Source organism: Streptomyces solicavernae, from assembly GCF_029968095.1.
In the GTDB taxonomy this organism is placed as follows: Bacteria; Actinomycetota; Actinomycetes; order Streptomycetales; family Streptomycetaceae; genus Streptomyces; species Streptomyces solicavernae.
Genome location: NZ_JASCIR010000038.1, coordinates 1 through 13,128 on the forward strand (window position 1 = coordinate 1; position 13,128 = coordinate 13,128).

The 13,128-nt window shown below is 73.7% G+C and carries 7 protein-coding genes and 1 pseudogene; 3 read left to right on the forward strand and 5 right to left on the reverse strand.

Annotation, left to right across the window (positions count from 1 at the left end; all coding sequences use genetic code 11):
• Positions 1-516: 516 nt before the first annotated feature.
• The 5 genes and pseudogenes from QIS99_RS28310 to mreB form a co-directional block, all read right to left on the reverse strand.
• Positions 517-1,446, reverse strand: a pseudogene (locus QIS99_RS28310) (TerC family protein); the annotation flags it as partial.
• Positions 1,447-1,715: 269 nt separating this feature from the next.
• A complete protein-coding gene (locus tag QIS99_RS28315; RefSeq protein ID WP_282516544.1) occupies positions 1,716-2,450 on the reverse strand; it encodes a D-Ala-D-Ala carboxypeptidase family metallohydrolase in 735 nt (244 codons plus the stop codon).
• A 91-nt stretch (positions 2,451-2,541) separates the two neighbouring features.
• The gene (locus tag QIS99_RS28320; protein ID WP_282516545.1) at positions 2,542-4,218 is read right to left on the reverse strand and encodes a GAF domain-containing protein; all 1,677 of its coding nucleotides are present in this window, start codon (positions 4,216-4,218) and stop codon (positions 2,542-2,544) included.
• A gap of 27 nt (positions 4,219-4,245) precedes the next feature.
• The gene (locus QIS99_RS28325) at positions 4,246-4,497 is read right to left on the reverse strand and encodes a CBU_0592 family membrane protein (RefSeq protein WP_282516546.1); all 252 of its coding nucleotides are present in this window, start codon (positions 4,495-4,497) and stop codon (positions 4,246-4,248) included.
• 13 nt (positions 4,498-4,510) lie between these two features.
• Positions 4,511-5,548, reverse strand: coding sequence for a rod shape-determining protein (gene mreB, locus QIS99_RS28330; protein WP_282516547.1), 1,038 nt, complete (start codon positions 5,546-5,548; stop codon positions 4,511-4,513).
• Between the two features lie 521 nt (positions 5,549-6,069).
• Between mreB and QIS99_RS28335 the strand changes: the two genes are divergently transcribed.
• The 3 genes from QIS99_RS28335 to QIS99_RS28345 all read left to right on the forward strand — a co-directional run bounded on the left by QIS99_RS28335 (position 6,070) and on the right by QIS99_RS28345 (position 13,026).
• Complete coding sequence (locus tag QIS99_RS28335) at positions 6,070-7,704, forward strand: helix-turn-helix domain-containing protein (RefSeq protein ID WP_282516548.1); 1,635 nt, start codon at positions 6,070-6,072, stop codon at positions 7,702-7,704.
• Between the two features lie 138 nt (positions 7,705-7,842).
• Complete coding sequence (locus tag QIS99_RS28340) at positions 7,843-9,096, forward strand: MFS transporter (protein WP_282516572.1); 1,254 nt, start codon at positions 7,843-7,845, stop codon at positions 9,094-9,096.
• 204 nt (positions 9,097-9,300) lie between these two features.
• The gene (locus QIS99_RS28345) at positions 9,301-13,026 is read left to right on the forward strand and encodes a S8 family serine peptidase (protein ID WP_282516549.1); all 3,726 of its coding nucleotides are present in this window, start codon (positions 9,301-9,303) and stop codon (positions 13,024-13,026) included.
• The last annotated feature ends 102 nt before the right edge of the window (positions 13,027-13,128 follow it).

A 13,128-nucleotide genomic window follows, 5' to 3' on the forward strand; every position in this document is an offset into this window, starting at 1 on the left:
GCGGCGGATACACGTACGCGAAAGGGTCGGACGAGCCCATGGGCCTGTGGAATGTGGCCGTCACCCACACCCTCAAGCAGACCGCACCGGGTCACTATGTGATCGCCGACGCGGGCTGCCCGGGCTGAGCGTCGGGCAGCGCACGGCAGCGGCTCACCGGCCCTTGCCCGGACGGTCCTGGGCCGGACGATCCTGGGCCGGACGGTCCTGGGCCGTGCGGTCCTGGGCCGTGCGGTCCCTGTCCGTGCGGTGTCTGTCTCTGGGGTCCAGGCGGAAGTCGGGACAGTTGCGGTTCTGGCAGGGGCCCGGGCCCCATTCGGGGACGTAGGTGCCGAGGGACTTGTGGCGGTGGGCGGTGCGGGGGACGGGTTCCTCGCAGGTCGGGCAGGTGTAGGTGCCGTCCTTGCGGCCCTCCTTGCGGACTGCCTCGCGGGCTCCCTCGCGGTCCTCGCGGTCTTCCTTGCTCTTCTCTTTGACCATTTCTTTACGATAAGTCTGATTCGCCCCCTCGGGAAGTGGCGGCCTCAGGAGGCTCAGCGACACCGAGACCGTCAGGACCACCACGATGACCCCGAGGCTGACCGGGGAGGGGATCTCCGGCACGCTCGGGCTGATCATCTCGTGCGAGGCCTGGAGGATGAGCTTGACGCCGATGAAGGACAGGATCACCGCCAGGCCCTTGCTCAGGTAGTGGAAGCGGTCCAGGAGCCCCGCGAGCAGGAAGTACAGCGCCCGCAGGCCGAGGATGGCGAAGGCGTTGCTGGTGTAGACGATGAACGCGTCGTCGCTGACCGCGAGGACGGCCGGGACGCTGTCGACGGCGAAGATCAGGTCGGCGGCCTCGATCGCCGCGACCACCGCGAGCAGCGGGGTCGCGACGAGCCTGCCCGCCTCCTTCACGAAGAACCTCGCCCCGGCGTACTCGTCACGGACCGGGATCAGCCTGCGGAGCATCCGTACGGCCAGACTCCGGCCCGGGTCGAAGCTCTCCGCCTCGTCCTTGAGGAGCTTGTACGTGCTGTAGAAGAGGACCGCCGCGAAGGCGAAGAGCACGGCGGTGAAGCGGCTGACCACGGCCACGCCGAGGGAGAGGAAGACGCCGCGGAAGACCAGGGCCCCGATCACGCCGAGGAACAGCACGCGGTGCTGGTAGGCGCGCGGCACCTTGAAGTACGCGAAGATCACGGCGAAGACGAAGAGGTTGTCGACCGACAGGCTCTTCTCCAGGAGCCACGCCGTGGTGTACTCCGTGCCCGCCGTCGTGCCGAGGACCAGGTAGACCACCGCGCCGAAGACCAGGGCGAGGCCCACCCACACACCGCTCCAGGCGAAGGCCTCCTTGAAGCCGATGACGTGCGCCGTACGGTGCGACAGCAGGTCGACCGCCAGCGACACCACGACCGTCGTGGCGAACGCGACCCAGAGCCACACCGGGACATCGAGCACGTCGGCAACCCTCGTCATGGGCCGGGTGCGGTCCGCCGGCCCCGTATATCAGAGTGTGCGGGACGGCGCCTCCCGGAGCATGTGCGTGGGCGGACGGCAGGAACGGCGATCACCCCCGGTGAGGTGATCGCCGTGCCGCCGTGCCGCCGTGCCGCCGTGCCGCCGTGCCGCCGTACCGTCGTGCCGCCGTACCGTCGTGCCGCCGTGCCGCCGTGCAGGCCCGGCCGGGCTGCGGGCGGCCCTGCCCGTACGTGTATCCAGCGCCCCTGTCAGATGCCGCAGTTGGGAGCCGACCAGTACGGGCTCGGGTCGAACGCCACATGGGTGTGGTCGTTGTGGCCGGGGTAGCCCGGGCCGAGGATCTCCGAGAAGCCGTGGGTCCTGGACTGCTGCGCGAGGCGGCAGAGGCTGGGCGATCCGGTGAGGTCGGCGGCGTCGCCGTACAGGTGGCGGCTGGTCGGGGAGCCGCCGACGGCGCTGTTGCAGGCCTTCGAGCGGAAGCCGCTGGAGACCGTGACCGGCACGTCGCCGAGGGCGTGCCGCATCGCCTCCAGCTTCCACATGGTCTTCAGCGCGTTCGCCTTGGCGGTGGCCGCCGGGACGGCGCCGCCGGACCAGTCCGCGTTGCACTTGTTGAGCTCGGCGTACGTGAAGTGGACCGGCGTGCAGTCCGCGTCCTGGAGCGCGTAGATCTTGTTGAACGTGGCCGGGCCCGCGACGCCGTCCGCGGCCAGGCCGTACGCCGCCTGGAACTTCTTCACGGCGGCGGCGGTACGGGCGCCGTACTGGCCGTCGTACGAGAGGCGTTCGCCGGAGGTGACCCAGCCGGCGACGCGGATCTGGAGCTGGGTGACGTCGCTGCCCGAGGTGCCCTGGGAGAGGGTGCGGTTCCACGAGTAGCAGCTGTCGGCCTGGGCGGTGCCGGCGGTGGCGCCCACGCCGAACACCGCGCAGGCCATGGCCATGACACATAACCCGAGCGTGCGTGCCGTGCGTCTGAGCATTTCGGCCTCCCGACCGTCGAACCCGAGGGGGACGACCGCCACCGCCCGGGCGGCGGCCGCCCCCAAGAGTGGGGCCGGTCCGCTACGCGCGTCAACCGTCCGGCGCCAGCGGCCACTGGGACGTTGCCGTGGTGCCGTCCGCGCCGCCGTCGTCGTGCACCGTCAGGCTCAACCCCGGCCGCCCGTCCGGGAGTTGGGATTCCGCGTCGACCGTCACGCGGATCTCCGTCACCTCCAGGCGGCGGGCCGCGGCGGCCAGCGCGTGGCGCAGGGCGGTCAGCAGCTCGGCCGCGACGGGCTCCGGGACCCGGCTGTCGACGGCGCCGCGGAACTGCGTCGACGGCGTCACCCCGAGCACCGCCGCCGCGCCCGCGGCCTCCTTGAGGACCTTGCCGCGCAGGCTCGTCGGGGCGTCCGCGGGCGGCTGCTGGAGCGCGAAGATCGCCGTACGCACCTCCTGGATGGTCGACTCCAGCTCGTCGACCGCCCGGCCGATCTCCGTGCCGACCTCCGGGGCCCCGGCCCTGCGCTGGGTGGACTCCAGCATCATGCCGGTGGCGAAGAGGCGTTGGACCACCAGGTCGTGCAGGTCGCGGGCGATCCGGTCGCGGTCCTCGAACACCGCGAGCCGTTCGCGGCCGCGCCGGGCGTCCGCGAGGACCAGGGCGAGCGCGGCCTGCGAGGCGAACTGGGCGGCCAGCTGCCGCTCCACCGGGGTGTACCCGCGCCCGCCGCGGGTGCGGGGAAGGGCGAGCGTGCCGATCAGGCGGCCGCCGCTCTGCAGCGGCAGCAGCATGCTCGGGCCGAAGCGGCTGCGGACGTGGGTGGTCATGCGCGGGTCGGTCGCCGAGTCGTCGACGAACACCGGCTCGCCGCCCAATAGTTGCTCCAGGACCGGACTTCCCGGGGTGATCGTGGCGCCGACCAGGTCCGCCGGGTCGCCGTGCGTGGACGCCGTCACGATCTCCATGCCGCCCTCCTCGGTTGGCTGCAGGATCACCCCGGCGTCGGCGTCCGCGAGGAGCCGGGCCTGCTCGGCGACCACCATCAGCGGCTCGTCGCTGCGCGCGCCGCTGAGCAGGGCCGTGGTGACCGCCGCCGCGCCCTCGATCCAGCGCTCGCGCTGCCGGGCGTTCTCGAAGAGCAGCGCGTTGCCGATCGCGATGCCCGCCTGCGCGGCGAGGATCCGGATCAGCCGCTCGTCCTCCGCCGTGAACGGGCCGCCGCCGCGCTTCTCGGTCAGGTAGAGGTTGCCGAACACCTCGTCGCGTACGAGCACGGGTACGCCGATGAGGCTGCGCATCGGCGGGTGGCCGGGCGGGACGCCGCAGGAGCGCGGGTCGGCCGTCACGTCGTCGATGCGCAGCGGGCGCGGGTCCCGGAGCAGCACGCCGAGCACGCCCTTGTCGCCGCAGGGCGGGTGTCCGATGCCGGCCTTCGTCGCCTCGTCCAGGCCGGCCGTGAACAGCTCGGTGAGCGCGGGGCCGTCGCCGCGGTCCGGGTCGACGACGGCGAGCGCGCCGTAGCGGGCGTCGGTGAGGCGGGCCGCCGCGTCCACCAAGTGCTGGAGCGTGGCCCGCAGTTCGAGGTCGGTGCCGACGCCGATGACGGCCTCCAGAAGCAGCGGCTCCCGCTCGACCACGACCTCCCCGGAGGCCCCCGCCGACCGCCCGGCACCGCCCGGCTCCGACCGCCCGGCACCGCCCGGCTCCGACCGCCCGGCGCCGCCCGGCTCCGGCCGCCCGGCGCCGCCCGGCTCCGCTGTCATGCCCGCCCCTTCCGGTCGCCGCCCGGCCTACGTGGTCTCGTTGCCGCTCACCGGGCGGCCGCGCGCCCAGTCCACCAGGCCGAGCAGCGAGTACAGCGCCCAGGCCCCTTCCAGCAGGGCGAAACCCCACTGCTCCCCGGCCACCGCGTCGATGGCGAGGAGCGAGGAGCCGATGAAGTTCAGCCACAGATAGCGGGCCGAGCCGAAGGCGAGGCGGCCCGCCTGGGCGAGCACGAACGACGCCAGGATCAGCAGGGCGCCGACGAGCTGCAGGGACATGGACACGGGAGACCTACCCGGCGAGCGGGTCGAGGCGCAGCGGGGAGATCCTGCCCTCGATCATCTCGCCGAGGCCGCGCACCGCGCAGGTGTCCGGGCGCTCGGCGATGTGCACCGGCATCCCCGTCGCCGTACGCAGCATCTGGTCCAGGCCGGGGAGCAGGGCGCTGCCGCCGACCATCATGATGCCGCGGTCGGCGAGGTCGGCGACCAGGTCGGGCGGGCAGTTGCGGAGCACCTTGCCGAGGCCGTCGAGCACGGCGGTCAGCGGGGTGTGGATCGCGTCGCGGACGGCGGAGGTCTGCACGTGCACCGAGCGGGCCAGGCCGGTGGCGACGTCGCGGCCGTGGATCTCGGTGGACTCCGGGCCCTGAGTCGTCAGTCCGTTGCCGCTGAGCGCCAGTTGCAGCGGGCGCACCGACTGGCTCGGCAGCATCAACTCGTGCTGGTGGCGCAGGTGCTGGACGATCGCGTTGTCGATGGCGTCGCCGCCGACCGGGATCCGCTGGGCCGTCACGATCGCGCCCATCGAAAGGACCGCGACCTGTGTGGTCGCCGCCCCGCACACCAGGATCATCGTCGCCTCGGGCTGCTCCACCGGCAGTCCGCAGCCCACCGCCGCCGCGATCAGCGTGTCCACCAGGTCCACCCGGCGCGCCCCGAGCCCGATCAGGGTCTCGGTGGCGGCGCGCTGCGCCAGCGGGTCGGCGTCGTGCGGCACGCAGGCGGCCGCGCGCAGCCGGGGCTTGCGGCGCAGCGTGCGGCGCAGTTTGTCGTCGAGGAGATGGCTGAGCATCCGCTGCGCCATGTCGATGTCGACGACGGTGCCGCCGGAGACCGGGCGGACCACCCGGATGTAGCCCGGCGTACGGCCCGTCATGCGCTCCGCGAGCTCGCCGACGGCGATCAGCGCCCCGGTCTTGGTGTTGACGGCGGCGACGCTCGGCTCGTCGACGACGAGGCCCGCGCCCTTCACGTACACACGGGTGCGCGCGGCGCCCAGATCGACGCCGAAGTGGCAGCGATGCAGATGCTCAAGGCTGGCGGTCATGGCAGTTCCTCCCGAGAGCGCAAGACCAGGTGTGGTGGTTGTCTCCTGGCATCGTCCGGCGGCCGGGCCGGTTCCGCTCGTCGAGGAGGGCCGGGCGGGGTGCCTCTGTACGGGTGGTTTGCGCCCGCGGAGTGCCGGCGGCGGGCGTTGCTCTTCGGCCATTCGCGTACGTGACCTTCGCGGCGGTGGCCCGTAACCCCATGGGGAAAGCGGTTACGGGCCGCTGCTTTTTGGCCGTTGATGTTGAAAATCGGTCACATGCTGTGTTGTTGCGGTCACGGTGCGAATGGAAATCTCGCTCCCGGTGCTCGGAAGGCACCTCCCGGCCGGGCACGTCGCTCGGTGCGCGTGACCGGCCGGGCCGGGCCTTCGGCCGCTGTCGTGGGGGCGGTGGTCGGGGACCTGGGGGGAGGAAAAAAGGGGAGCGGTCCCGTCCCGCCTGCATGGGGCGGCGGGGCGGGACCGCCGACCGGGCCGCGCCGACACGCGGCCCGGGCACGCAATCGAGGAGGGGCGCGGCCATGGCGGCGCGGAGAACACCCAACGACCGTCTGCGGGAACGTCTGGAGGAGGCCGGGTGGAACGGGGCCGAGCTGGCCAGGGCCGTGAACGCGGCGGGCCGGCAGGCCGGGGTCCGGGTCTCGTACGACCGGTCCAACGTCTCGCACTGGCTGGCCGGGACCCGGCCCAGGCCCTCGGCGCGCGACCTGCTGGTCCGGGCCTTCGCCAAGCGCCTCGGGCGCCTGGTCACCGTGGAGGAGCTGGGCTTCGGCGCCGTCGGCACGGCCCGCGGTGACGCCACCGGCGCGGGGCGGGTCCCGGCGTATGGCGGCGCGTCCTACGGGGACGGGGCTTACGACGGCGCTTACGGGAACGGGCCGCACGGCGGTGCCGCGTACGGGCACGGAGCCTACGGCGGTGGGGCGTACGGCGGTGGGGCGTACGGGCACGGAGCGTACGGAAACGAGGCCCACGGGAACGGGCCCGCGATGCGGCTCGTGCGGGGCGGGGCGGGCGGCGGCGGCACGTGGGCGTTGCCCGTGCAAACGGGCCCGCGCGACGCGGCGGACGCGGGGAGCCCGACGGGGCTCGGGGCCGCCCTGGACCGGGGCGGGGCCGACCGCGCCTGGGGCCGCGCCGGGACCGCCCGGCGGGAGCTGGCCGAGCTGGTCCTCGAACACCGCGACCCGAGACAGCTGAAGCGGCTGCGCGAACTGCCGTACCGGGCCCCGGGGCTGCCCGTCCCCGGAGCCGCACGGCCCGGCGAACACCCTGGCGGAGGGCCCCGGTCCCGTACCGGAGATCCGGAGTCCGGTACGGCGGAGGAGGCGTGCGGGACGGGCGGCGGCGGGCGGGCCGGGGCCGTGGTCCTCGGCGCGCTCGACCTGCTCGAACGCAGCGGGGGCCGGGCCGTCCGCGAACGCGTCGTCGGCGAGCTGGCCCGGGCCGACCGGGCCGGGGCCGCCCGGCTCTGCCGGATGCTCGGCCGGGCCTGGGCCGACGACCTCGGCCACGGGGCGGCGCAGCGCGCCCTCGAGCTGTCCGCCGCGCTCGCCGCCGAGGCGGGCCTGCCGGTACTGCGGGCCGCCGCGCTGCGCGACATGAGCGTGCTCGCCCTCGAACTGGGGCGTACGACCGAGGCGTTGGCGCTCGCCGAGGCCGCCGTCGACCAGGGCTTCGACGGGGCCGGGGCAGGCACCCGGGCGTTCCTGCTCACCCAGCGCTCCGTCACCCGCGCCGTCGCCGGGGACGGGTCCGGCGCCGTGAAGGACATGGACGGCGCGGAGTACTGGATCGACCGGGGCGAGGACGACGAGAACGGCTCGTACTCGCTCGGCGCGCTGCTCTACCAGGTGGCCCGCATGCACCGGGCCGAGGGCGACCTGCGCCGGTCGGTCTCCGCGCTCGAACTCTCGCTGTCGCTGCGGCGGCCCGCGGAGCGGCGGTCCCGTGCCCTCATCCGGATCGAGCTCGCCCACCAGCGCCTCGGCTCCGGCGACTTCGCGGCCGCCGCCGACGAGCTGCGGATGCTGGTCCCGGGCCCCGAGTCGCTGCGGTCGGCCCGGGTGGACGCGGCCCTCGCGTACCTGCGGCAGCGGGCGTTGAGCCCGGACCCGGCGCCGCTGCCGCGGATCGCGTACCGGGGGCGGTGCTGAAACTCCCGCGAGGACGGGCCGGGGCGCGCGTTAACATCCGGCGTGACCAGCGAGACCTCAGCGAACAGCGAGCCGAAGGACATAGCGGGCAGCACGGGGGAGTCCGCCGCCGCGACCGGCCCGGGGGAGTCCGCCGCCGTGACCGGCGCGGGGCGGCCGAAGCGGCGGATCCTCGCGGACCTGACCCCGCTCCGCACCTCCGTGCACTACCGGCGGCTGTGGATCGGCAACACCGTCTCCTGGCTCGGGCAGGCCATGACCGCCCTGGCGATCTCGCTGCAGGTGTACGACATCACGCGCTCCAGCTTCGCCGTCGGGCTCGTCGGGCTCTTCTCGCTGGTACCGCTCGTCGTCTTCGGCCTGTACGGCGGCGCCATCGCCGACACCGTGGACCGCCGCAAGCTCGGCCTCGCCAGCTCCAGCGGGCTCTGTCTGCTGAGCTTCGTCCTCGCGGGCTCGGCCCTCGCCGGGTTCCACGAGGTGTGGCTGCTGTACTCGATCGTCGCGCTGCAGGCGGTCTGCGGGGCGCTCAACTCCCCGGCCCGCACCTCGATGATCCCCCGGCTCCTCCCGCCGGAGCAGCTGCCCGCCGCCAACGCCCTCGGCTCGATCACCACCACCTCCGGCACCATGCTCGGGCCGATGCTCGGGGGTCTCGTCGTCGGAGTCTGGGGCTACCAGGCCGCGTACCTGATCGACGCGCTCACCTTCAGTGTCGCCCTGTACGCGATGTGGCGGCTGCCGTCGATGAGGCCGGAGCGGGGCGAGGGCGCCGCCAAGCGGGCCTCCGTCGTGGACGGTCTGCGCTTCCTCGCGACCCGGCCCAACATCCGGATGACGTTCTTCACCGACATGTGCGCCATGGTCCTCGCCCACCCGCGCGCCCTGTTCCCGGCCATCGCCGTGCTGTGGTTCGGCGGCGACGCGCGGACCACCGGACTGCTCGTCGCCGCGCCCGCCGTCGGCGCGCTGCTCGGCGGGGTGTTCTCCGGGTGGCTCGGGCAAATCCGGCGGCACGGGCTCGCGATCCTGCTGGCGGTGGCCGCGTGGGGCACGGCGATCGCAGTCTTCGGGCTCACCCGCAACCTGTGGCTCGGCATGTTCTTCCTCGCCCTCGCCGGGTGCGCGGACACCGTGTCGATGGTGTTCCGCTCGACGATGCTGCAGGCGGCCACACCGGACGAGATGCGGGGACGGCTCCAGGGCGTGTTCATCGTGGTGGTCGCGGGCGGACCCCGGCTCGGCGACTTCCTCGCGGGTTCGGTGGGCGACCTGACCTCGCCCCAACTGGCCGTCACCGGAGGCGGGTTGGCCTGCGTCGTCGCGGTGGGGCTGTTCGCCCTGAAGTGGCGCGGATTCGCCCGGTACGACGCGCGGTCGCCGCAGGCGTAGCCGTACGGCGCCCTCCCCGAGCCTCACCTCGTACGTACGGGGCCCCAACGGGGGCGTACTCCCGTAAACCGCCCTGGCAAGAAGGCGCCATGGCGGATTTCCGCCCGGTTGCGCCAACTGACCTGCGCCGCAAGGGCCCTGAGACTCTTCGCAGCACCCGGGCGCCATCCCCGCCCGGGACGGTTGAGGAGAGGGCAACCCACCATGACCAGAGCCGCACCTTCCGGTTCTTCCGGGCGCAGACCCAGGCTGCCCGGACAGGCCCTAGTCGCCGGGCTCGTGCTCGCGCTGCTGCCCGCCGGTCAGGCGAGCGCCGCCGCGACGGCCGCCGGCGCCGGGGCGAGCGCACCCCCGAAGGCCCGTACGCAGGCGGCCGCCGCGGCCCGCACCGTCACGCTCGTCACCGGCGACAAGGTGACCGTCACCGACCTCGGCGGCGGCCGGAAGACCGTCGCCGTGGAACGGCCGCGGGGCGCCACCGGGGCGGTCCGCACCCAGACGTCGAAGAGCGGGCGCATCACCGTCGTCCCCGACGAGGCCGCCCCGCATCTGCGCGCCGGACGCCTCGACCCGCGCCTCTTCGACGTCACCGGACTGCTGAGCCAGGGCCTCACCGGAGAGACCGGGCTGCCGCTGATCGTCACCTACGGCAAGGACGCCCGTACGAGCAAGGCGCCTCGCGGCACCGACAAGGTGCGCGCGCTGCCAAGTGTGGACGGCGTCGCCGTGGAGGCCGAGCGGAACGCCGAGTTCTGGCGGGCGCTCACCGCGGGCAAGGGCACCAAGGGCTTCGCGTCGGGCATCGGGAAGGTCTGGCTGGACGGCCGGGTCGAGGCCGAACTCGCCGAGTCCAACGCCCAGATCGGCTCGCCCGAGGCGTGGGAGGCGGGCCTCACCGGCAAGGGCGTGAAGGTCGCCGTCCTGGACACCGGGGTGGACGCCGACCACCCGGACCTCGCGGGGCGAATCGCCACGTCGAAGAGTTTCATCGAGGGCCAGGAGGTCGCCGACAAGGACGGCCACGGCACCCACGTCACCTCCACCGTCGGCGGCAGCGGCGCGGGCAGCGACGGCAAGGAGAAGGGCGTCGCACCCGGCGCGGAGCTCGCCGTCGGCAAGGTGCTCAGCGACGAGGGCTCCGGCACCGAGTCGCAGATCATCGCCGGGATGGAGTGGGCCGCGAAGGACGTGGACGCCAAGATCGTGTCCATGAGCCTCGGTTCACGCGCGCCCAGCGACGGCACCGACCCGATGGCGCAGGCCGTGAACACCCTCACCGAGGAGACCGGCGCCCTCTTCGTCATCGCCGCGGGCAACTCCGGCGCCCCCGGCTCCATCGGCTCGCCCGGCGCCGCCGACGCCGCGCTCACCGTGGGCGCCGTCGACGCCCAGGACCAGGCCGCGCCCTTCACCAGCAAGGGCCCCCGGTACGGCGACCAGGCCCTCAAGCCCGACCTGTCCGCACCGGGCGTGGAGATCCTCGCCGCCCGCTCCGGGCTCGCCCCCGGCAGCGGCCTCTACACCTCGATGAGCGGTACGTCGATGGCCACCCCGCATGTCGCGGGCGCCGCCGCCCTGCTCGCCGAGAAGCACCCCGACTGGAGCGGGCCCCAGCTCAAGGACGCGCTGATGTCCAGCGCGAAGACCCTCACCGACTCGCCGTACGACCTCGGCGCCGGCCGGGTCAGCGTGTCCGGCGCGATCGACGCGCGGATCACCGCCACCGGCAGCGCCGACCTCGGCTTCTACCGCTGGCCGTACGACGCGAACAAGCCGGTGACCAAGACCCTCACGTACACCAACTCCTCCGACACGGACGTGGAGTTGAAGCTGTCCGCGCAGGGCGCGCCGGACGGCGTGGTCACCCTCGCCGACCCGACGCTGACCGTGCCCGCGCACTCCACCGCGCAGACCACCGTCACCGGCGACGGCGCGAAGGCGCCGGTCGGCAGCACGGGCGGGCGGATCGTCGCCGAGGCGGCCGGGAAGCCCGTCGCGCACACCGCGTTCGGGCTGGTCAAGGAGGAGGAGCGGTACACGCTCACCGTCCACGTCAAGGACCGCGACGGCGACCCCGCCGCAGCCGCCCTCAACGTGCTGCGGCTCGCCGAAGGGCAGGACCCGTACAACGAGTTCGTCGGCGACTCCGGGACCGTGGAGCTGCGCCTGAAGCCCGGCACGTACTCGCTGAGCACCTTCCTCGACGTGCGCGGCGCCCACGGAGCGGACTCGCTCGGCCTCGGCTTCCTCGCGCAGCCAGCGGTGAAGGTCGACCGGGACCGTGAAATCACCCTGGACGGGCGGGAGTTGGAGCGGGTCGACGTCCGTGTGGACCGGCGCACCGAGACCCGGCAGCTCGTCATGGAGTACACCCACGAGGCGGCCGGCACCGGCATCGGCGGCGCCGCACAGGTGCCGATGACATACGACTCGATCTTCGCCGCGCCCACCGGGAAGGTCGACGCGGGCACCTTCGAGTACCGCACGGTGTGGCGCCTCGGCAAGCCGCTGCTCTCCGTCGAGGCGGGCGGCAAGCGGCTCCGCGAGGTCACCGCGCAGCCCGGGGCGACGGTCCCCGACGGCACGTCACGCCTGGCCGTGGTGGACGCGGGCGACGGCACACCGGCGGCGTACGAGGGCAAGGACGTGCGCGGCAAGGCGGTGGTGGTCCGCGCCGACGGCTCGGTGAAGCCGGAGCAACTGGCGCAGGCCGCGCAGGACGCGGGCGCGAAGGCGCTGTTCGTCACGGACGACGCGGCAGGCCGCCTGATGGGCTGGTTCGGCACGGCGGCCGGCGAGGACCGCCCGCTGGCCGTCGGCACGGTGAACGCCGCCGACGGCGCCCGGCTCCTCGCCGCGGCCCGCGACGGCCGCCGCATCACCCTGGACGGCACCCGCAACACGCCGTACGTGTACGACCTGTCCGAAGGCCACCCGGGCGGCATCCCGGACGGCCGGGACCTGACGTACGAGCCCGGCAAGCGGGAACTGGCCCGGATCGACACCAGGTTCCACGCCACGAAGCCCGCGCCCGGCGGCGAGTTCCGCTACTCGATCAGCGACAACTTCCCCATCGGCTTCGGCTTCCCCGAGAAGATCGACTTCCCGGCCGAGCGCACGGACTACGTCTCGACGGGTCCCGGCCAGCGCTGGCACGAGTCGGTCACCAACGGCCCCGGCGCCATCGAGCAGCGCTCCGGCACACCCAGGTACGAGGGCGGCAGCCGCACCGAGCTCAACTGGTTCCGGCCGGTCCTGCACCCGTGGCTCGGCACCGGCCTCGGCTGGGGCCAGCAGCGCAACGGCAACGACCTCCAGTTCAACGTCCCCGGCTGGGGCGACTCGGGCCCCGACCACACGGGCTTCGGCAATGTGTGGGACGACGCGTCCGGGCTTACCCAGCAGACGAAGGTGTACGTGGAGGGGGAACTGGTCGACGAGTCCAACAGCTCCGGCGCGTACGCCTGGGACGTGTCCCCGCAGGAACAGGAGTTCAAGGTCGTCACGGACACGACGAGCGACCCGGACCGCTGGCGCCTCGCCACGAAGGCCCACGCGGAATGGGCCTTCCGCTCCGCCGAGACCCCCGCCGACCGCTACACGTACCTGCCGATGCTGAACCTCGGCTTCGACGTGGAGACGGACCTGAAGGGCGATGTGCGTGGCGGCAGCCGGGTCCCGGTGGGCCTGTTCGCCGAGTACGTGAAGGGCGCTCAGGACACGGGACGCATCGTGAAGGGCTCCCTTGAGGTGTCGTACGACGAAGGGGCTTCCTGGGAGCGGGTCGAGCTGAGCGGCTCCGGCGGCTCGTGGCGCGGCGTCCTGCGGGTGCCGTCCGACGCGCAGTCCGTGTCCCTGCGGGCCTTTGCCGAGGACGACCGGGGCGGGGCGGTCCGGCAGGAGATCGTCCGGGCGGCCGGGGTGAAGTAGCCCCGGCCGGGCGGGGCTTCGCCCGGCCCTGGCACGACAACACGGCGGCGCCGCCTCCCCTTGGGACGAGGGGAGACGGCGCCGCGCTGTGCTTCGCTGCGT